At 41.0% G+C, this 19,954-nt stretch carries 19 protein-coding genes, 3 other RNA genes and 2 pseudogenes; 8 read left to right on the forward strand and 16 right to left on the reverse strand.

Annotated features, from left to right (window positions below; genetic code table 11):
- Window positions 1-46: 46 nt before the first annotated feature.
- Entirely contained in the window at window positions 47-628 is a 582-nt protein-coding gene (locus Aba26S_RS17640; RefSeq protein ID WP_043973875.1) for a TetR/AcrR family transcriptional regulator, read from the reverse strand.
- 106 nt (window positions 629-734) lie between these two features.
- Between Aba26S_RS17640 and Aba26S_RS17645 the strand changes: the two are divergent.
- A pseudogene (locus tag Aba26S_RS17645) lies at window positions 735-815 on the forward strand (NADH pyrophosphatase); the annotation flags it as partial.
- Window positions 816-833: 18 nt separating this feature from the next.
- Here Aba26S_RS17645 and Aba26S_RS17650 read toward each other — a convergent pair.
- From Aba26S_RS17650 to Aba26S_RS17665, 4 genes are all read right to left on the reverse strand, one after another.
- Window positions 834-1,706 carry an alpha/beta hydrolase gene (locus tag Aba26S_RS17650; protein ID WP_005272454.1) on the reverse strand — a complete coding sequence of 291 codons (873 nt, stop codon included), beginning with the start codon at window positions 1,704-1,706 and terminating at the stop codon, window positions 834-836.
- A 3-nt stretch (window positions 1,707-1,709) separates the two neighbouring features.
- Window positions 1,710-2,420, reverse strand: a complete 711-nt coding sequence (locus tag Aba26S_RS17655; RefSeq protein WP_005272456.1) for a BON domain-containing protein — start codon at window positions 2,418-2,420, stop codon at window positions 1,710-1,712.
- Between the two features lie 71 nt (window positions 2,421-2,491).
- Complete coding sequence (locus Aba26S_RS17660; RefSeq protein WP_005272458.1) at window positions 2,492-2,896, reverse strand: YraN family protein; 405 nt, start codon at window positions 2,894-2,896, stop codon at window positions 2,492-2,494.
- Between the two features lie 12 nt (window positions 2,897-2,908).
- Window positions 2,909-3,841: a penicillin-binding protein activator gene (locus Aba26S_RS17665; RefSeq protein ID WP_043973877.1), complete on the reverse strand. Its 933-nt coding sequence runs from the start codon at window positions 3,839-3,841 to the stop codon at window positions 2,909-2,911.
- Window positions 3,842-3,857: 16 nt separating this feature from the next.
- On the opposite strand from Aba26S_RS17665, the gene rsmI reads away from it, so the two are divergent.
- Window positions 3,858-4,700 (forward strand): 16S rRNA (cytidine(1402)-2'-O)-methyltransferase, encoded by an 843-nt coding sequence (rsmI, locus tag Aba26S_RS17670; protein ID WP_005272462.1) that lies wholly within the window; start codon window positions 3,858-3,860, stop codon window positions 4,698-4,700.
- Window positions 4,701-4,767: 67 nt separating this feature from the next.
- On the opposite strand, the gene Aba26S_RS17675 is transcribed toward rsmI, so the two are convergent.
- Window positions 4,768-5,409, reverse strand: a complete 642-nt coding sequence (locus Aba26S_RS17675; RefSeq protein ID WP_005272465.1) for a cation transporter — start codon at window positions 5,407-5,409, stop codon at window positions 4,768-4,770.
- A gap of 61 nt (window positions 5,410-5,470) precedes the next feature.
- Here Aba26S_RS17675 and Aba26S_RS17680 point away from each other — a divergent pair, with 61 nt between their 5' ends.
- The gene (locus Aba26S_RS17680) at window positions 5,471-5,920 is read left to right on the forward strand and encodes a MerR family transcriptional regulator (RefSeq protein ID WP_005272468.1); all 450 of its coding nucleotides are present in this window, start codon (window positions 5,471-5,473) and stop codon (window positions 5,918-5,920) included.
- Window positions 5,921-5,941: 21 nt separating this feature from the next.
- On the opposite strand, the gene Aba26S_RS17685 is transcribed toward Aba26S_RS17680, so the two are convergent.
- The 5 genes from Aba26S_RS17685 to Aba26S_RS17705 form a co-directional block, all read right to left on the reverse strand.
- A complete protein-coding gene (locus Aba26S_RS17685; RefSeq protein ID WP_005272475.1) occupies window positions 5,942-6,190 on the reverse strand; it encodes a hypothetical protein in 249 nt (82 codons plus the stop codon).
- Between the two features lie 173 nt (window positions 6,191-6,363).
- Window positions 6,364-7,596, reverse strand: coding sequence for an FAD-dependent monooxygenase (locus Aba26S_RS17690; protein WP_005272477.1), 1,233 nt, complete (start codon window positions 7,594-7,596; stop codon window positions 6,364-6,366).
- Window positions 7,593-8,804 (reverse strand): 2-octaprenyl-6-methoxyphenyl hydroxylase, encoded by a 1,212-nt coding sequence (gene ubiH / locus Aba26S_RS17695; RefSeq protein WP_005272480.1) that lies wholly within the window; start codon window positions 8,802-8,804, stop codon window positions 7,593-7,595. The genes Aba26S_RS17690 and ubiH overlap by 4 nt, the downstream gene beginning before the upstream one ends.
- A 183-nt stretch (window positions 8,805-8,987) precedes the next feature.
- On the reverse strand, window positions 8,988-10,307 hold the full coding sequence (gene pepP, locus Aba26S_RS17700) for a Xaa-Pro aminopeptidase (protein WP_005272482.1): 1,320 nt from the start codon (window positions 10,305-10,307) through the stop codon (window positions 8,988-8,990).
- Between the two features lie 69 nt (window positions 10,308-10,376).
- Complete coding sequence (locus tag Aba26S_RS17705) at window positions 10,377-11,012, reverse strand: UPF0149 family protein (RefSeq protein WP_005272484.1); 636 nt, start codon at window positions 11,010-11,012, stop codon at window positions 10,377-10,379.
- A 66-nt stretch (window positions 11,013-11,078) separates the two neighbouring features.
- Between Aba26S_RS17705 and Aba26S_RS17710 the strand changes: the two genes are divergently transcribed.
- The 5 genes from Aba26S_RS17710 (at window position 11,079) to ssrS (Aba26S_RS17730) (ending at window position 13,066) form a co-directional block, all read left to right on the forward strand.
- A complete protein-coding gene (locus tag Aba26S_RS17710) occupies window positions 11,079-11,633 on the forward strand; it encodes a hypothetical protein (RefSeq protein ID WP_005272487.1) in 555 nt (184 codons plus the stop codon).
- Window positions 11,634-11,635: 2 nt separating this feature from the next.
- Entirely contained in the window at window positions 11,636-11,920 is a 285-nt protein-coding gene (locus Aba26S_RS17715; RefSeq protein WP_005272490.1) for a cell division protein ZapA, read from the forward strand.
- Window positions 11,921-12,233: 313 nt separating this feature from the next.
- A non-coding RNA gene (gene ssrS / locus Aba26S_RS17720) (6S RNA) lies at window positions 12,234-12,423 on the forward strand.
- A gap of 140 nt (window positions 12,424-12,563) precedes the next feature.
- Window positions 12,564-12,752: non-coding RNA, 6S RNA (ssrS, locus tag Aba26S_RS17725), on the forward strand.
- Window positions 12,753-12,884: 132 nt separating this feature from the next.
- Window positions 12,885-13,066: non-coding RNA, 6S RNA (gene ssrS / locus Aba26S_RS17730), on the forward strand.
- Between the two features lie 77 nt (window positions 13,067-13,143).
- Here ssrS (Aba26S_RS17730) and Aba26S_RS21485 read toward each other — a convergent pair.
- The 5 genes and pseudogenes from Aba26S_RS21485 to Aba26S_RS17750 form a co-directional block, all read right to left on the reverse strand.
- A pseudogene (locus Aba26S_RS21485) lies at window positions 13,144-13,522 on the reverse strand (SMI1/KNR4 family protein).
- A 91-nt stretch (window positions 13,523-13,613) separates the two neighbouring features.
- Window positions 13,614-14,852 (reverse strand): putative solute-binding protein, encoded by a 1,239-nt coding sequence (locus Aba26S_RS17735; RefSeq protein ID WP_005243299.1) that lies wholly within the window; start codon window positions 14,850-14,852, stop codon window positions 13,614-13,616.
- 237 nt (window positions 14,853-15,089) lie between these two features.
- On the reverse strand, window positions 15,090-15,290 hold the full coding sequence (locus Aba26S_RS17740; RefSeq protein WP_005243300.1) for a hypothetical protein: 201 nt from the start codon (window positions 15,288-15,290) through the stop codon (window positions 15,090-15,092).
- 450 nt (window positions 15,291-15,740) lie between these two features.
- Window positions 15,741-16,535: an OmpA family protein gene (locus Aba26S_RS17745; protein WP_005243301.1), complete on the reverse strand. Its 795-nt coding sequence runs from the start codon at window positions 16,533-16,535 to the stop codon at window positions 15,741-15,743.
- Window positions 16,536-16,599: 64 nt separating this feature from the next.
- On the reverse strand, window positions 16,600-19,954 hold a 3,355-nt coding region (locus Aba26S_RS17750; RefSeq protein ID WP_052500231.1), incomplete at its 5' end, for a YadA-like family protein.

Genomic DNA, 19,954 nt, shown 5'->3' on the forward strand with positions numbered 1-19,954 from the left:
TAAATAAAAACCCACTCCCGAATGGAAGTAGTGAGTCTCTAGTTAATTACAAAATGCGAAGCGCAATATTAATAATATCCAACAAACACTGCCGACGCTGGTGGGCTGGTGTTCCTTTTGCTAGGACTCTCAACCCTTGTATCGTGTTTACGAAAAAAAATGACAGTGCTTGGACATCAATTTCATTTGAGATTTCCCCTTGCTGCTGTGCTTTTTTTAATACATTCAAAATCGCCTTTTGAATGCGTTGTAAATTCAATGCGACTTTTTCTGCAATTAATTCATCTTGTCCTGCCAACTCCAGACTAGCATTGGCAATCAGACATCCCCGATGTAAGGGATCAGCCAACTCATCTTCAGCAATTTTCATCAGCAAGCTTTTAATTGCTGCTTGAGCAGTTTGTTCTTGTTGCAAGCACTGTATATTGGCTGTTGTCACAGCATCATATCGGTCTAATACTTTTTGATATAAAGCATATTTATTTTCAAATGTTCCATACAAGCTACTTCTTGAGAGACCCGTACCATCAACCAAATCCTGAACTGAAGTTCCTGCATATCCTTTTAGCCAAAAAACCTGCATTGCTGCATCAGTCACTAGATCTGGGTCAAATTCTTTTGAGCGCATTATAAAGGTATCTGGAATAAACATTCCAATAAAAATAAGCAATATACAAAGAAAAGTCAAATGAACCTAAGCCCTAGGTCAGTAAATATAATTCTTGAGGCTTAAACAGCTTCTTGAAATTCCGTTTAAAGGCAGTATTGCCCATAGTATGATCATGCAAATGATCGACAATAAAAAAGCATCTTAAACGATGCTTTTTTATTGATTAGGAATCTAAGGCTTCATCTAAAAAGTGCAGGATCGTCCGTTTGGTTTTGAAATAATGGCTCATTAAACTGGCCAGTGTCGCAACAATGGTAATATGCCCAGTCTTTGGAATCACGGCGATATGACTATGATTGCCCTTTTCTCTTAACGCCTTATCCAGATCAAAACTATTTTCCTGACCCACCAACTGATCTTGTTCGGCCATCAATAAATAATGCTTAATCTGATTCGGTTCGATGAAATAATAAGGCATCACTTGCTGATATGACACTTTCTGATCAAAGGCATGCTCTGCCAATGGATCGCCTTTATAGTCAAAATGATAAGGACCAGCCATCCCAACAATGGCACGAATTTTATCTTTATATTTAAAATTTTGTGAATAGGCTGAATACACCACTGACATCACATTAAAAGCACCCGCTGAATGCCCCATCAAAATGATATTGTCCGTAGAAATGTTCAATTTGCCTTGATTCTGGCTCAGGTAGTGAATCGCTTGTGCGATATCATCAATAAAGGTTGGAAAGATATGTTCAGGTGCTAGATGGTAGTTAATGACTGCAACATCATAGCCTTCCCGTGCGAAACTTTCTCCAACAAATAAATAATCTCGTTTATTACCGTGTTGCCAAGAACCACCATGCACAAACACGATCAGGGGTCTTTGCTGCTTCGGACTTTTGGTTCGATACAAATCCAGACGTTGTCTGGCTTTCAGACCATAAGCCAGATGCTCTTCCTTCTCAAAAGTATCTTTTGGCGTCAGGTAATTAATCGAATAACTAGCAAAATCATAAAGGCGAAACTCCTGATAAAGCGTTTTCGCCTTGATTACATTTTCTTGTACTTGTTGGATAAGTTGCTTCATAAATTAAGGATTAGTTGGAGTAATAGTCGCAGGTTCCGCCTGATCAGGATCAATTGCAACTGGTGTTTCAACCAAAGGCTGTGTCGTTGCAGTTCCGACCATCGGTGATGCCGCGGTTGAACTTGCTACAGTACCTGAAGGTTGATCCACATTGTCAATGAGCGTCACAATTTTAGTCACATTTCCAACTTTTTGTAAGACGTCATCTAAATCTCTTGATTCAGCAGTATTTAAACGCCCCATCACATAAAGTACGCCATTTTCCGTATGTACAAGCACTTTACTATCAGACACCACAGGTGCTTTCATTAACAGACCACGCGTATTCGCCGTCACTGTTGCATCTTGCATGATAGTGTTATAGCCAACTTTGTCGCCTACGGTGATATAGTTATGCACAGCTTTGACATCTGACATCGAACGTAAATTGTCTTCCGCCAACTGTTTTAAATATGGATCAGGCACTTGTCCTGTTAATAAAACATTACTGTGGAAACTTTCAATATTGATACGTGACTGCTTGAAACGATGGTCTAGCTTGTACAAATTGATATTTGCAGTACGTTTGATTGAAGAATCAATAAAAATCTGCCCCAGACTACGTTCACCACTATTCGTTCCAACGGGTGAAGTTCCTGTACCGCCAGAAATAAAACTTGCACAACCCGATAAACTTGCAGCGCAAAGCAACGTAATCGATAAACGTTTTAACACTTGGCAAGACTCCCTATCTACAAACAAATTTGTTCAATTTTCAATATTTAGCATTATATTAGACTCATGAATCAGTCTAAGGTAAATGCATGTTCAATCCATTGCTGATCATACTGCAATTTTGAAAAATCTGGTTGTACTGTTTTTGCAATTTTCTGTGGAAAATCAAAACAAATCACATCAAAACGACAATCAAAGTCATCATAATGTGGAGATTTATGTAAAAACCACTGCGCCGTCTTAATGATTTTACGTTGCTGAGCCTGCGAAACCACTTCACAAGCTCCTGCATAACTCCCTACCGATCTGGCTTTAACTTCGACAAAAACCAGCTGCTTCTCCCGTTTTACAATCAAATCAATTTCACCATAACGTGAATGGTAGTTTCGTGCTATGCACTCATATTGCTGTGTTTGTAAAAGAGCAAGTGCTGCCTGCTCAGCCCATTGTCCTAATTCCTGCCTATGTGGTGACATGCCTGCTCAATCTTATTTTAATACTTGAATGCCCTTTTTCTGCTGTTGATAGCAATAAGGCTGACGATAAACTTTGCCATCTTTAACATCAATCGCGCCAGTTCGGCCTTCAAAAGAAAAATGACGATCGGAACTATTTAAAAATTGCTGACTAATACTCCATGCATCACCACCAAAGGCCAATAAACGTTGAAACGCCATATTTTCAGGTTGTTGTTTATAAGCCGCGATTAAATCCGCCCATTGCCCATTATATAAGGCAGGCGTATCACAAAAACTTAAGCCCATTGGGATGGCTTTATCCTGCTCAATACTCAATGCTGTGGCGTAGATATTTTTTTCAGGCAAAGTTCCAAGCTGTTCTAACCATTGCTGATCACCGAGTAGCAGCAGTCCTTCTCTGCGCGCGAGTTTTTTCGGGCGTTCATTGACCACATGAATATCTGAACCAAACTCAGACATCAGCGCCATCATAAATAATTCCGTCGCCGATTCAGTTCCAGCTTGGCGCAATACCAATAAGCTTTTAATTTTGTCTTTCTTGAGTAATTGATTCAGTGCAACTGCATCATGTTGCTTGGCCAAGCTAAATTGCCATACGTTGGTGGTTTGGCTATTTACATCATTTAAAGCAAGTACAGGAATTGCTGGGTTCAGTTGCATGACAGTTTCAATATCGGGTCTGGCCAATGGTCCAACAATCAATCTGGTCTTGTTATTCACTCTTTTTTTAAAAATCGTATCCACGTTATTTTTGGCTGAATCTACAAAAATGATTTTTTTTTTGCTGCCAGATGCTGTATAAGCGCTCAAGAAACCACGTTTGATGCTCTGACCAGCTCGCGCCATCGTACCAGATTCAGGTAGAATCACCAGTACGTCCGCATAAACTGGACTCACACATGCTGCCAAACACAGTAGCAGCCAATATTTTTTGTAATACATTAGGGAGTTACCTTTTATGAGTGCTCAATTATTTGTTGTAGCAACCCCGATTGGGCACTTAGATGACATGACCTTTCGTGCAATTGATATTTTAAAATCCGTATCGGTAGTTGCTGCAGAAGACACTCGTCAATCTGCTCAATTATTCAAGCACTATAATATCTCAACTCCACTCACAGCGTGTCATGATCACAACGAAAGTAACAAAATTGATCAACTTCTGCAAAAAATGCTCAATGGCGAAAGTATTGCACTGATTAGTGATGCAGGTACTCCCCTGATTAGTGATCCTGGTTTTAAACTCGTTCGTGCAGCACAAGAACATGGCATTCGTGTGATTCCTGTTCCTGGTGCATGCGCGGCGATTGCGGCCTTGAGTGCGGTAGGCTTGCCAAGCGACCGTTTTAGTTTTGAAGGCTTTTTACCCTCTAAGGCCTCTCAGCGCATCAGTCAGCTCGAAAAGTTAAAAGATGAAACCCAAACCCTGATTTTTTATGAAGCACCGCATCGTATTCTGGCCTGTATCAAAGATATGGCGCAGGTTTTTGGTGAAGATCGTCCTGTCGGCTTTGCCCGTGAAATTACCAAGACCTTTGAAACCATCAAGAAAATGACCTTAAAAGAACTGGTCGCTTTTATTGAAAATGATCATAACCAAGAAAAAGGTGAGATCGTGGTGGTCGTGGGTGGTGCAACTGCTGAAAAAGACATGGAACAAGATAAACTGGATGAATTGTTAAAACGTTTATTACAGGATTTATCGGTCAAAGCGGCATCACAACTGGCTGCCGATTTGACTGGGATTAAAAAGAAAATCGCTTATCAACGGGCCTTGGAACTTACCCAACAAGATCAATAAAACGAAAGGGGGAGATTTTTAACATATCTCCCCCAACCCTTTCAGTATCACATCACAAGAAGAACTATCAGGCTTTGGTCATTATATTGCCTTGATCCACTTTTCTTTCCACTCTCGCCTGCTTAATCACGCTTAAACCAGAAGAAACACCCAAATACGCGATAATAAAGGCTACAAATAAATCAGGGAACATGGTGCCTGTTCCGAACACACCTACTGCGGCGATGATAATGGCAATATTGGCAATCGCATCATTACGGCTGCATAACCATACCGAACGCATGTTGGCATCCCCATCGCGGAATGCATAAAGCATCAGTGCACAGATTACATTCACAGCCAAAGCAAGTACACCAATTGCCCCCATGAGCATCGGCTCAGGCGTTAGTCCTAACCACCATGACCAAACCACTTTCATAATCACGAAAATACCGAATGCAGCCATGGTCACGCCTTTCAACAAGGCCGCAGTTGCACGCCAATATAAGGTCATGGACAGCACGGCCAAAGAAATGGCGTAGTTGGCGGCATCACCTGCGAAATCCAAGGCATCAGCCCATAATGAGACTGAACGTGCCTGAGAGCCACCAATAATCTCAACAAAGAACATCAATGCATTTAGAACTAAAGCAATCCACAAAGCCTTTCTAAACTTTGGACTAATTTTTTGTGTTGGCGAACACGTTGTATTGCAACCACATCCTGCCATGACTTTTCTCGTTAAATCTTTTATAGTGATTTAAAACCCTAGAGTAACTCCAGAGTCAAGCATGATCAGTTTTAGCATTGGACAATTGGCAAAAAAGTCAGGAGTCTCAGTCGATACCATTCGCTATTATGAAAAAATTGGGTTGTTAGAAAAAGCTCAACGAACGGCAGGTAATTACCGTCATTATTCGGAACAGATGCTTTCGGAATTGCTATTTTTAAAGCATTGTCGTGAATTGGGCATTACCTTGCAGGATATTCAAAAACTCAAGGATTTATCGACCAAGCCGAATCAGACCTGTACACAGGTTGACCAGCTGATTGATCAATATCTTGCTGAGGTATCACAAAAAATTAGAAATCTGGAACATCTACACCAAGACCTGATCCATTTAAAACAGCAATGCTCTCAACATCGCACCATTGAGCAATGTGGCATTTTAAAAGAACTGCATCAACCACTAGAATGTGAACATGCAGCACATCAACATAAAAAAGCACCACAATCGTGATGCTTTTTAAATCTTCTCAGTTTATTCGTGAGTCTCACCAGGTGGGACTTCTGTAATTTGTCCACCGCGCGCAAGAAACGCCGCAACTTCATCTTCTAAAGCTTGACGCTGTTTCTGTTTGGCTGTCACAGTTAAGCTCTCAGCTTCGGCAAGGTCGGCATCGTTGGCGCTCGACTCTTCGCTCTCTGCACCACTTTCTGCCGCTTTCGCCTCTTCGTCGTCTACAGCAGAATCTTCTGTGTTTTCGTCGTAATCATTCATATCTGTCATATTATCTCCCCACAATGACTACACTTTCATCATCGCTATTTGGTCATCAGAAACTTGATGAAATTTAGCAAGCTCTTTTCATTTCGCAAAGTACAATATTGATTAAATCGTATTTTTTGCGACCAAATTCACTCTGATTTATAAATGATTGTTTAAAAAATATCTACTATTTTTTAGCACGCATATTGTGTGTCTTTCAATGCGCCCAATCCATTGGCCTGTTGCATAAAGCGATCTTTCAACCCATCGAATTGTTCAACCTGTTTTAAACCAAAGTTTCGTGCCCAAACAAAGGGAAATAATTCTGCACTTTCAAGCCAGCCAATCGCAGACATACTATGCATCATCGCATCATTCTGGCCCTTACGAAGGTGCTCATAGCGTAATAAGGTTTGCTCATTGGCCCATACGCCACGTTTTAAATCATGCAGTAATACATCGCATAACACGGCTGCATCCAGACAACCAATATTCACACCCTGCCCAGCTAAAGGATGAATCACATGCGCAGCATCTCCAATTAATGCCAGACCAGATTTAATATAGCGTTGTGCCGCACGTGCTTTCAGTGGAAATTGAGCCCGGGAACGTACCTCGACCACGTCTCCCAACATTTGTAGACTTTCCTGAGTCAACAACCGCATAAAGTCCTGATCATTTAATGCCGAGTATTCATCGGCATAATCATCAGGTAAAGTCCAGACAATCGATTGCCAATAACCGTTCTCCTGCGCATTCAGACTGGCCATTGGTAAATACGCCAATGGACCTGTCGGCAAGAAAATTTGGCGTGCTACATATTGATTGGGCTGTGTGGTTTTAATTGCACAACTAATCGCAGCCTGCTGATAATCCAATACATCTAAATCAATATACGCCTGCTCGCGTACAAAAGAGTTCGCCCCATCGGCACCAATCAACAGCTTAGTTTTCAAAAGACGACCATCGGCCAATTCAATTGACCAACCTTGGGGAATTTGCTCAATCCGAACCACTTTCACTTGGGTACGATAGTCTTTGAGTTGCTGCAACATTTTTTGTTGAATCGCCACATTCAAAACACTGGGCTCAACCATTGAACCTAAAGCCTGATCTGATTGAGGCTGCTGTTCAGATGCATGGCCAAAATTAATTTCGCCATAGCCATTTTTATTCCAGACTTGCATACCTGAATAAGGCATCTGACGCGCTAAATCATTCCAGACATCAACTGTTTTGAGTAAGTGAATCGTCGCCTGACTCAGTGCCAATACCCGAGGATTCATTACAGCCAGTGTTTTCTCTTGATCAAGCACAGGCGCAGCATCCAATACCGTCGCTTGCACCCCACCTTGAGCCAACAATAAAGCGGTTAGACCACCGACCAGACCACCACCGACGATGACTACATCTAACATTTCACTCATGCTTTTAGCCCCATCGCATAATTGGCAACCAGAGGCTTAACACCTGGAATCACATCAAATGCAATCAATCCTGTATTGCGTAATAATTTGAGGATTGGATTTTGATTACTGAAACCACGCACCACTGAATCACAGAACTTAATCACCCGTTGCTGATCCTTTAAACGAGATTGTTCATAAGCCAATAAATTTTCAGGCGCGCCAATATCATCTGACTTCGCCAATTGTTCCATCAAGAAACGAACCAGCACATCTGCATCACGCAAGCATAAGTTAAAACCTTGGCCTGCCACTGGATGAATAGTATGTGCCGCATTGCCCATCAGCACCACACGACCAACCGCCTGCTTATGTGCCAAAACCTGAGCCAATGGATAGCTAAAGCGCTTGCCTGTTTTTTCAAATTTTCCAGCACGGTCACCATAGGTTTCCTGTAAGGCATCAAGAAAATGTTGATCATTTTCCTCACCTAACCACTCCGCCTCAGTGCCTTTTTTGACAGGCCACACCACCGAACGGCGGTATTCACCCGGCAATGGTAACAGTGCCAACGGTCCTAATGCACTAAAACGTTCGAAGCCAACATGCTGGTGTGGTTTAGAAGTTTGTACGGTGGTCACGATAGCCACTTGGTCATAGTCATGTTCATCCACACCCACGCCAATAGCTTGTCGGCAGAATGAATCACGACCATCCGCAGCAATTACCAACTTGGATTTTAAGGAATGGATATATTCACCATTACGCATGGCTTCAATTTGGACTTGGTCTGCATCTTGAGTTAATGAGGTGACCTGTACACCATCAATCAACTCAATCAATGGCTGTTGACGTACTTGGGTCAGCAACACACGGCCTAGCCATGCATTCTCAATCACTTGACCAAAGCTTTCTACTTTTTCTTGTTCTGCCACTAAGCGAGCCTTACCAAAACTACCCTGCTCGGTAATATGCACTTGTAAGATCGGCGTGGCATGTTGCTGAAGTGCTCCCCACAAACCCAATTTTTGGTAAATCTGTACGCTACGGCGTGACAGTGCGGTATTCCGCGCATCAAAGCTAGAATGATAAGGTGCAACGTTTTCGTCATCGAAATTTGGATATTTCACAGCTTCTAATAACTTTACTGCGATATTAGATTTTGCCAACATTAGAGCTAGGCTGAGTCCAACCATACCTCCACCGACAATGATGACTTGTTGCTGCATAATATGATTCCTTATCAGTTTTTCATGACTTGATGTTTCGGGACTATCTTACTCTAACTCAAATCAGGAAGGGAATTTGTACTTTGTTTGGTCTATGTTTTTAAAATATATTCAAAAGTTGTTTTGGGTATCAAAGTCAATAAAAAGGCCTATCTATTGATAAGCCTTTTTCTCAACTTCAGCTTAATGATTTGCCATCAAGCTTTCAATCTCTTCAACGGTTTTGACCACATTCTTGGTTAGAACCAATGGGCCATTTTCAGTGACGACAATATCGTCTTCGATACGAATGCCGATACCACGCCATTTTGCATCAACGGTTTCATCATCGGGTGCGACATATAGACCGGGTTCAACGGTCACCACCATACCCGCTTCATAAGCACGCCAGTCTTCGCCAGTTTTATAAGCCCCCACATCATGTACATCCATACCGAGCCAATGGCCAGTACCATGCATAAAGAATTGACGGAAGGCTTCGCTTTCAACCAGCTCATCCACATTGCCACTCAGCAAGCCAAGATCAACCAGACCCTGAGTTAAAATCTTTACGGCCACTTCATGCGGATATTTATAGTGATTGCCAATACGGGTTGCATCAATCGCAGCAAGCTGCGCTGCTAAAACCACATTATAAAGTGCTTTTTGCTCAGGATTAAATGTACCATTCACAGGGAACGTACGGGTAATATCCGATGCATAAAACTCGTATTCACATGCCGCATCAATCAAGACCAAATCGCCATCGTTTAATGGCTTGTTGTTTTCAACATAATGCAAGATACAGGCATTTTCACCCCCGCCAACAATACTGTTATACGATGGTACGCAACCATTTTTACCAAAGATATAATTCAATTCCGCTTCTAACGCGTATTCCATCATCTCTGGTTTAACCGTTTGCATCGCACGGGTATGTGCCTCAGCACTAATATCGGATGCGATCTGCATCAACTCAATTTCCTGAGCCGATTTTTTCAAACGCATTTCATCAACAATACGATCTAATTGAATTATTTCAGCCGGCGCTGCACCGCCGCGACGTTGTTGTGCATCTGCCTTTTGAATCCATTGACTGACGCGCGCATCAAATTCAGCATTTTGTCCAATACGATAGTAAAGACGCTGTTTATTTAATAGCTTGTCGATAATTTCTTCATCAAGTAAATCAATTGCATATGCTTCATCTGCATCATAGATTTCAATCGCCCCGTCAATTCCGGCACGATAGCCATTCCAGATTTCCATCTCGCGATTACGTTCGCGGCAGAATAAGCTATAACTATATTCCTCACCTTCTTCAAAGGTTTCGATCACGGCAACCGCTTCTGGTTCGGCAAATCCAGTCAGATAATAAAAACTACTGTCTGCACGATATTTATAGTCCGCATCGCGGTTACGATACATTTCTGCTCGAGTCGCAATAATTGCAATGCTATTGCTGCCTATTTGTTTAGCAAGAAGATCACGACGTTGTTTAAAATCGGCTTGACTTAATTTCATATTGTCCTTCTGATGAAGATGAATGATTGTAAGTATCTTTATTTATAAGAGCTTAAGGCACCGCCCGAGTTAACTCGGACGATGTGGGGTAAACATTTCTACAACCGTTTGCGGATCTGCTGCTTGATTGTCTTGATTTCTGCTTTTGGCATGGAAGTTTTGCAATAAAGAACTTTCAGCAACAGGAATCTTGGTGCGGCCAATCGATAAACTCACGGGAATCAAACGTACAAACTCATACAATTCCTGATAGCTTTCTTCGCCTTCTTCATCATTATCCGAGTCTTCAAACTCAACAGCTGCAACATCTTGTAAATGTTCAATCAGCTCTTGTTCTTCACCACGAATATGACCTGAAGCCAAACCAAAACCGAGGACTACGCCTGCACACCAGTCCGCCAAGGCTTGCACACGATCTGCCAGTAAATGGCTATCATCTGGAAGCATAGGCAAGTAATCTAATTCGTCATCAGATAAAGCATGAGCAACATCTTCCGCTTCATCAGTCAGACTTTCCAGTGCCTCTGGTTGTAAAGCAGGCACATTAAGGGTGTTTAAAATTTGTGACCATTCATCTGAGGTCGGCGCTTGTGTCACACAAACGATACCTGTTAGTAAACCGTGTAACTCACTTGGACTTGAAATTTCTTCAATCCCATCAAAATGGGCATTCCATTCCGTCCAACCTGAAATATCGTCTTGCATTCGTTTATCCAATCTCTATACTGCTGTATATATTACCTTTGATTGCAACTCTGTGCGACCTTCGTTATGTTAGAACAATTACAGCGTCTACAAGCGCATATTGGTGTTTTAAAAACACGCTTACATCACTTGGAGCGAGAAAACTCATCGCTCACCGAAGCTAAGCAATTAGCTGAAACTGACCATCATGCACAAGTTGTGCAGAAAAATAGCATCATCACGCAAAAGCAGGAAGAAGTTGATAACTTAACTGAACAACTGACTCAGTTACAAGATCAATTTAAACAACTGAATCAAGATGCAACAACTCTAGCGGAGCGTTATAGCCGCTTAGAGAAAAGTACAACTGATTTAAAAAACCGCTTTCAAGAAATTTTGGCTGAGCGCAATGACTTACGTGTGAATAAAGAAAAACTACAAGCACAGCAACGTCATAGCCAACAAGAGATTCAGGATTTACAGCAAGATCGTGATCGTCTGTTGCAGAAAAATGAACTGGCTAAATCTAAAGTTGAAGCCATTATTCAGCGCCTTTCAATTTTAGGTACTGCACAAGATCAACATGCGCAAGAAATTCAGCAACTTGCACATCCGAATGCTGAAACTCAAGAGGAGACCTGATCATGAGTGAACCTATTGTTGTTGAGCTTCGCTTAATTGAACAGACCTTCCGTCTCAACACAACTGAAGAAAAACGTGAGGAATTAGAGCGCGCTGCAGAACTACTTAATCAGAAATTTCATGACATGCGCCGTAGTGCCCCACGCGTTGAACATAATAAACTCGTGATTATGGTCGCACTACAAATGGCTCAAGAAGTGTTCAGCTTAAATAAATCTTTGCAGCAGTATGCACATTGTGAGCGACTTTTAGAAACCATGCTCGAAGATGTGGAACAAAGCATCTAATTCCAAAAAGCCTGAAATGCAAATTTCAGGCTTTTTTCTTTACTAGACTTTTACCTACACAAAAATCAATTTTTCCTTTTTATCTTGCACCCATTGTAATTTTTATTACTTCCTCATCTTTAGACCTAAACCAGAGTATTACCATCAGGTCAATTCATATATTTATTTTTTAATTATTATTTATCAAAAGATGAATAATCATGCTATTTCATTCTTTGGGGACTTAAACGTAAACTTACACATTGTTAAGTTATACTTACAAATAATTTTAGTGTAGTCCTTGCATCATTGCCAGAGTTGACTATAATGCAATCCATCTCTGGAGTACTCGCCAGCCGGTCTGATTCCCCTGAGCCGTGATATCCTTCTTAATCGGAAAGCGTTTCTGAATATTTAGCGTGTATGCCTACCTAGAGTAGGAAACCCATACAATATACAGCGCTTTCCACCTTGAACCTTAGTGTTCAAGGGTAAAGACATGCAGCGGTACTTCTGGAGATTATTTTCTTTATTAAAAAATCAGTTTCTTTATTATATTTTTTAATTCAACCACTTCTATTTAACATCTCAACTGTAAACTTAAACTTACAAATCTCTCTATTTTCCCCACTTGCGATAGCCCCTAATTTCACTATAATTAAAAACATCTCTGAAGTGTACGCCAGCCGGTCTGATTCTCCTGAGCCGTGATATCCTTCTTAATCGGAAAGCGTTTCTGAATATTGAGCGTGTATGCCTACCCTGAGTAGGAAACCCAGATAATATACAGCGCTGTCCACCTTGAACCTTAGTGTTCAAGGGTAAAGACATGCAGCGGCATTTCGGAGATCCATTTTTTTCAAATAACATTGATCCCATTTTAGATTTTATAGTTCTATTAAACTTAATTTTCTAATTGTTAGTAAAACATACAAATCTCAATATTTCCCTCTTGTGGTGGTCGTTGATTTAACTATAATAAGAAACATCTCTAGGGTGTTCGCCAGTACGTCTATTCCCCTGCCGATACTTAAATTTATGGATGTGTTCTGTGTATTTTGAGTGTATGCCTACCCCGAGTAGGAAACCCAGTAAGTATGCGTCACCTCCACCTTGAACTCATCGGGTTCAGGGTAACGACCATGCAGCGGCATCTCTGGAGTATCTTTTTTACATATAATTAAAAATAATAATTTAGCTTCATTTAGACTTTTAAATAACTCAATTAAGTTTTCTCAATATTTTTATAATAATTCAGCGCTATCCATTAAATATTGCTGCAAAAATGCTGTAAATGAATTTTTATTTTTTCACCCCAGTCACCTGATATACAGCACCATCTGAACCAATCTGATCAAGTTGTACCGCATCCCCCAACACCACACTAGATCATCCGAAAATACAAAACAGTTCGGATATGAAAACTTGTCTCTATCATAGTAGTTTGAAGTACTTTCTACTGATTGGAATTCTGCCAGCGACAAAAATGTAAAATACGACGAACCCATTGAGTTCTAAAGAGTAGGTGCTTAAAATTGCTGATAGCTTCACTTGATACTTATATTCAAAAGCTAAAATCTGTTACCATGTTGTTAGTTTATTTAGCTTAACATATTGTTTTATAAATTTATTTTTAAGTTGGAAATACCAAGCTTATAACTTAATCCTAGTATTTCCACGATTCTCTTTTCTATGCTGCAATAGTGCCTAAAACTCATTCATCCTTTAAAGCACATTCATAATTGCTTGGGTCTTGAGAACAACGAACCTGCTTCAACAACCGCATCATATCTTTATCATAGAAGCCTTCTTTGGTCATTTGAATCCGTGCTTCACGCATCAAACGAACATAACCAGGTTTGTCACTTTCATTTAAGTTCATCCAGAATTTATCTGGAATCTTTGCTTCTATCTTGTCAACAAACTCAAAAGCTGGATTCAACTGTTTTGAAATCACTTCTCGTGCAATTGATCCCATGCCTGCTGGAAACTTATTGCGCTGCATAATCAATGTCCCTGTCACTTGTATCACAGGAAACTTGATAATTCCTCCAACTGCTTTCCCTGATTTATCGGTCATGCCTTTTTGTAATTCAAGTGGTTCAAACAAAATGGCTGGACCTGCCATGATATCAACCTCTTTATTATTAAATTTTCCCCCCACACTTACCAAATCCACAGAGACAGGTTGTGCTCCCACATTCTGTACTAATTTCTTTTGGGTTTCATCAAACTGGAACACTGCAACCTTCTTGCCTGCAGCCTTGGCCAAAGTATTGATATTACGGTCAGTAACCATAATATAAGCTGCCCCTAAAGGAACAATCCCAACCACTTCATAATCTTTATTTATCATCTTGTCATCAAATTTTGGGTTGGCCAAAACCTGAATCACAGAACTCAATTGTTTATAAGTCTGCACGGCACCAATGGCATCTACACTGCCAACAAATTTATTAAACTGTTTTGCACGTAAGTTGCTAATCCCTGCACCATCACAGCGCTTACTACGGAAATCCTCCGTCAACACCGCCTCATTGGTATACACCTTGAGATTAACCACGGTCGATGCCTGTTTTTTTAGTTTTGGATAATCAAAATCTAATTTGAATTGTAAATGCGAAGGGCGCGTCACGTTCATATTGACCCCAAATTGTTTGGCGACACGAACGATACTTGGAATTTCGGTAATATAACTGGTCGCTTGCTCAAACGCTTCGCTATGTTCACCATTCGGAGAAAATACACAGAGCGTGACTTGTTTTGGAATCTGCTGCCAAGTCTTAGGATCATTCAATAATTGCTTAACTTTGTTTTGTGAATGAGGGGAAAGGCTTAAATCCAATTTTCCCTCAGATGCCGCATAGCTTGTATTCATAATGCCTAATGATGAAGCCATAATAGATGACAGCAGAATCGGCCTTAAAACCTGTGTGAATTTATTATTTTGCATTGTTAGTCCATCCTTAGCGAGCTATTTCCCAATAGTCTTTATCCAATGTAAGAACAACGCATAAAAATAGAATTGACTGATTTTATTTGGATGGTGTCAATTCGGTCAAAGTTAGAACCATTACTCATTTTATAAAAATGAATGCATCCATAGGATATAAACACATATACAAACAAGCATTTGAATAATCTATATTTTTAATAGTTTTTCAACATTTAAATGCGGGTCATTCTTTCCTTAAATAAATGACCAAATTACGTTTTCATCTTGTCGCTTTAATAGAAAACTAGTTTGGTGATCATCTTCCACCACGATATGCTGATTCGAAATCATTTTTACTTTAAGTAAAGTATTATTTTCATAAACCAAGTCATGTTTACCTTCTTTGGTTAAGATTAGCATCTGATCAAGCACAATCAGTTTCTTTGATTCCAACATGGTTCTACCCTCTTTGAAAAGTTTGCAAATACTGAGTATCTTGATTAGTTCGATAAGTTCATATCATCTTGAATAGCAGTTTAATCGCGACTACTCATCAGCAAAAAATACTCATTTAAATTATTTAAATACATGAAACTGACATCTGAAGATGTTAGCTCACAGCCAATATTTTAGACTATTTTTTAAACGATTCCGTATCTTTTGTCAGACAGTTCACATAAATGACCATTTATGGGAGCTACTCTAAAAAAGTAAATTATATAAATAAAAATCAACAATATTAAATATTTAGCGATTCTTATATCTCAGTTCTTACTAAACTCTGGATTAGAATTCTTGACCAATTGTAAAAATAATCAATATATGATTGAAAAATAATAATTTTTAATAAATTTCTATCTGTATAAAAATGGCTCCTTTAAAGGAGCCATTTTGAATGAAGATGGATTACCAACTCACGTTAACACGTCGATTTGGAGCTAAGCACCCAACAAGTTGGCGATTGGCCTTATGTCCAGCACACTGCTGGTATAAATCAGTTTGGCTATTGGCTTGAATTTGAATTCGATTTGCATCAATCCCTTCATTCACCAATAGCTTAGCAACGGTATTGGCTCGTTGCGCCGATAGTTGATGGTTATAAGCAAATTTACCTAAAGGATCTGCAAAGCCAGCAACAATCACAGGACTATTCGATGGTGCTTGCTTAATGCGTTGAGCAATTGCTGCAACTGAGCTTGAACCTTGTTCAATTGCATTTGCATTTGATCGATCGAATGCAAAAAATACACTTGATGAGCGTAAGCTATTTAAATTGGTATCTGCTGGAACTTGATTATTTGCCCCCCAAGCCATTAAACCCTCACACGCTTCGCCTTTCCACGACAAACGCTCTGACAATGATTTTTTATCAAAATCTATACGCAACTGACAACGCAAATAGTCTTGGCTATTTGGTTGACGAATATCTAGTACATAATTCCAGGTTTTGACAAAAAATATACCTTCGCTAAATTGAGGATTGCCCAAGATATGCCGGATTTGATCCTTGGTTAAACCAGTTCCCAAACGAGCAACATTATCATATTCATAACGATTTACTTGCTTCAGGTAGCTCTTTTCAACCGCTGGAAATTTGATTTCTTCTTGTTGAACCACAGCCTCATCACTTGCTGCAAATGCCATCATCGGTAAACTTGAAACGAGCCCAACAAGCAATACTTTTATCATCATATTTTTCATATTTTAACTCTCTTTATCTATTGGAGATGAGGAGAGCCTAAAGGCTCTCCTGAATAATGAACCCTTAGTCAATTACGCCACTGATACCGATACGTACACTTGGATCACCTTGAGATGCAGCAGCTACCCCCCCTGTGATTGACCAACGACCATTATCTGCAGTTTTACGTAAGGTGACGCCGACTGCATTTTCACCACCATGATAAGAAGCACCTGCTGAGTAAGTATATTTACCTGCAATGTATGGCGCTGCTTCCAGTGCCATTGCCGCAGCAATACCTGCATTGGCCTTTTTCTCTACATCATCAATACGTTGATTAGTCGAGTAGAAGGCTTGTTCAAGACGATTACTTACATTGTCAATTTTGCTATTCAATGCCTGATCTGCCTTATTCAATGCATCAACTGCTCCACCCACATTGTTATAGTCCTTACCGCCTACGTTATACGTTGGATTGGTAAAGCTATTGGTAATGTTGTCATAACCAGCACCGCCACCTAAGAACTCAACAACTTTTTGATTTGTTGCATTTAATTGAGAGCCATTGATTGCATCTGTAGATGTTTTATTGATTGCACCATCTTTAACACCAGTGACAACACGATTACCATCGGTACCAGCAACATTAACTTTAGTACCGCCAGTATCTTTGGCAACGGTAACTTCAGCACTACTATTTGCCTGTTTAACCAGACCCACCGTACCATTATTAATATCATTTTTAATGTTATTAATATTATTGGTATTGTTAGTAATTTGCCCTTGCAAATCATCTCTGATTTGCGCAACTTGCCCACCATTCACCGCATCTTTAGAGCCTTGAGCAATATTACCGTCTTTCACATTGGTAATGGTTGTTCCATTAGTACCACCCAGTGTGATCTTGTCTTTTGATGCATCGTCGTATTTCACTGCATTATTGGAAAGCTCATTCACATTGTTATTCACATTGCTAATTGCACTATCCAATTGGCCCTTGTTCACGGCATCTGTTGCATTGGTACCCGCTGCAACATTGCTGATCTGTTTATTCCCAGCATTGATCCCTTGGGTCGTGACACTTGGACCACCTGCAATGATTAAACCAGTATTGTTCAACACAACTGCATTGTTACCGATGTTGATTCCAGCATTATTCAGAACCGTATTGCCTGCTGTCACAGAATCAACCGTTAAGTCTTTGGCTGTAGCAACCTCATAGTTATCTGAACCGTCTGCATTCTTGCTCTTATTCACAACAATATTCTGACCATTGGTCACCGTCGTTTTAGAGGTTGTTCCTACCGTGCCAATGGCTTTGTCGAGTGCCGTTAATGCATCACCAACATTAGTCTGTTTCCCTTGAGCCACATTATAAGTCGGTCCGGTAATGGTGCCATCGGCATTGACCGTAGCATTACCACCCAAGCTATTCACAAGTGTGTTCTGTGTAGTTACAACTTGATTGCCTACCGCTTTCAATTGTGCAACGTTCACGGCATCTGCATCTGCACTACCTGCCGCAACACCTGTGATCTGGCGATAAATTCCATTTGCAGCATCACCAACTGCAACCGCACCTGTCGTTGATGTCGTCTTATCAATGGCCGCTTTGTCTGCGCCTGTCACAGCGGACAATGCATAACCTGCAACACCAGCACCAGTTGTTGCAGCAGAACCACTCCCTAATACAACTGAGCCAGCCACTGTTTTGGTCACATTGTTACCAAGTACAAAGGTATCATCTGTCAGTACCTGATTGTTATTACCTACAGAATAACTGTTTGCACCATCCACAATCGTTGGATCACCAATCGCACCTGAGTGATCACCTTTCACTTTGTTACCCGTACCAATACTGATAGATTGCAGGCCTGTTGCTTCGGCGCCTTTACCAATTGCAATAGACTCTTTGCCTCCAGCTTTACTGCTGTGACCTAAAGCCACTGCACTGTCTGCGCCTGTTGAAACAATTGCATTTACGCCAATCGCTGTAGAGTTGAGACCACCAGCACTTGAGTCATTGGTTGCCCCTAGATCACCTTTTGAGGTATCGGCATTGGTATGGAAGAACTTAATCCCGTCGGTATTCATCTTCTGAACCGTTTGTCCAATCGTCAGGCGATCTGTGGTTTCTTGGCCTTGCTTATCGTAGGTTAAGAACAATGAATCTTGGTTTTTGTTGTCTGGTTTGGTATTTACAATTTGGTCAATGATATTGACTTTGTTGCCATTACCATCAACAACTTCAGTGATATTGCTACTGATTGCAACTTTCAATTGCTCTTCAGTTGCCGCTCTGCCTTTGGTTGCAAAATCACTGGCTGTAATGTCTTTATTGCTCAGGCCTTCAATGGTATTGCTTGCCTTATCAACCACTACACTGCCTACAGTGACTTTATCGAAGTTCACGTCTTTTGCAGTCGCGACTTGATAGTTGCTTGAACCATCAGCATTGGTCGTTGGGGTTACAACCACGTTATCACCCGCTGTAACGGTTGTTTTCGCTTTGGTTGCAGCATCTTTAACGCTGGTGATTGCACCATCAATGGTGTTCGAACCTGTGCCACCAATGTTACTGGTCGTGATCGCACCTGTGGTTGCATCAATTGTAGTTGAACCACCAATTGCATTCTTGACGCTATCCGCGACACCGTGTAACTGGCTGCCGTTGATTGCATCAGTCGAAGTTGAGTTTACCGCACCTGCTTTCACGTTAGTGATCGTTGTGCCACCTACTCCAGCTAATGTGATTTTGTCTTTGGTCGTTGGGTCATCGTATTTAACCGCTGCATCATCCAAACCACCTAACTTGCTATCCACTGCTGCCAATTGATCTTCTGTCGCTGCCTGACCTGATACCGCTGTACCGTTCCAAGTCTTGTTACTTAAACCGTTAATCGTATTGGTCGCTTTATCAACCACCACACTGCCTACAGTCACTTTATCGAAATTCACGTCTTTTGCAGTCGCGACTTGATAGTTGCTTGAGCCATCGGCATTGGTTGTTGGGGTTACAACCACGTTATCACCCGCTGTAATGGTTGTTTTCGCTTTGGTTGCAGCATCTTTAACGCTGGTGATTGCACCATCAATGGTGTTCGAACCGGTACCACCAATGTTACTGGTGGTGATTGCACCTGTGGTTGCATCAATCGTGGTTGAACCACCAATTGCATTCTTCACGCTATCCGCGACGCCGTGTAACTGGCTGCCATTGATTGCATCGGTTGAAGTTGAATTGACTGCACCCGCTTTCACATTGGTGATCGTGGTGCCGCCAGTACCCGCTAAAGTCACTTTGTCTTTCGTTGCAGGATCATCATATTTAACCGCTGCATCATCCAAGTTGCCCAACTTGCCATCAACTGCTGCCAATTGATCTTCTGTCGCTGCCTGGCCTGAGACTGCTGTACCGTTCCAGGTCTTGTTACTTAAG

It is taken from the genome of Acinetobacter sp. NBRC 110496 (assembly GCF_000876115.1).
Classification (GTDB): Bacteria; Pseudomonadota; Gammaproteobacteria; order Pseudomonadales; family Moraxellaceae; genus Acinetobacter.

Coding starts and splice junctions, on each gene's coding strand:
- Aba26S_RS17640 (WP_043973875.1), bottom strand. CDS start 628: ATGCGCTCAAAAGAATTTGACCCAGATCTAGTGACTGATGCAGCAATG.
- Aba26S_RS17650 (WP_005272454.1), bottom strand. CDS start 1,706: ATGAAGCAACTTATCCAACAAGTACAAGAAAATGTAATCAAGGCGAAA.
- Aba26S_RS17660 (WP_005272458.1), bottom strand. CDS start 2,896: ATGTCACCACATAGGCAGGAATTAGGACAATGGGCTGAGCAGGCAGCA.
- Aba26S_RS17665 (WP_043973877.1), bottom strand. CDS start 3,841: ATGTATTACAAAAAATATTGGCTGCTACTGTGTTTGGCAGCATGTGTG.
- rsmI (WP_005272462.1), top strand. CDS start 3,858: ATGAGTGCTCAATTATTTGTTGTAGCAACCCCGATTGGGCACTTAGAT.
- Aba26S_RS17675 (WP_005272465.1), bottom strand. CDS start 5,409: ATGGCAGGATGTGGTTGCAATACAACGTGTTCGCCAACACAAAAAATT.
- Aba26S_RS17680 (WP_005272468.1), top strand. CDS start 5,471: ATGATCAGTTTTAGCATTGGACAATTGGCAAAAAAGTCAGGAGTCTCA.
- Aba26S_RS17685 (WP_005272475.1), bottom strand. CDS start 6,190: ATGACAGATATGAATGATTACGACGAAAACACAGAAGATTCTGCTGTA.
- Aba26S_RS17690 (WP_005272477.1), bottom strand. CDS start 7,596: ATGAGTGAAATGTTAGATGTAGTCATCGTCGGTGGTGGTCTGGTCGGT.
- ubiH (WP_005272480.1), bottom strand. CDS start 8,804: ATGCAGCAACAAGTCATCATTGTCGGTGGAGGTATGGTTGGACTCAGC.
- pepP (WP_005272482.1), bottom strand. CDS start 10,307: ATGAAATTAAGTCAAGCCGATTTTAAACAACGTCGTGATCTTCTTGCT.
- Aba26S_RS17705 (WP_005272484.1), bottom strand. CDS start 11,012: ATGCAAGACGATATTTCAGGTTGGACGGAATGGAATGCCCATTTTGAT.
- Aba26S_RS17710 (WP_005272487.1), top strand. CDS start 11,079: ATGTTAGAACAATTACAGCGTCTACAAGCGCATATTGGTGTTTTAAAA.
- Aba26S_RS17715 (WP_005272490.1), top strand. CDS start 11,636: ATGAGTGAACCTATTGTTGTTGAGCTTCGCTTAATTGAACAGACCTTC.
- Aba26S_RS17735 (WP_005243299.1), bottom strand. CDS start 14,852: ATGCAAAATAATAAATTCACACAGGTTTTAAGGCCGATTCTGCTGTCA.
- Aba26S_RS17740 (WP_005243300.1), bottom strand. CDS start 15,290: ATGTTGGAATCAAAGAAACTGATTGTGCTTGATCAGATGCTAATCTTA.
- Aba26S_RS17745 (WP_005243301.1), bottom strand. CDS start 16,535: ATGAAAAATATGATGATAAAAGTATTGCTTGTTGGGCTCGTTTCAAGT.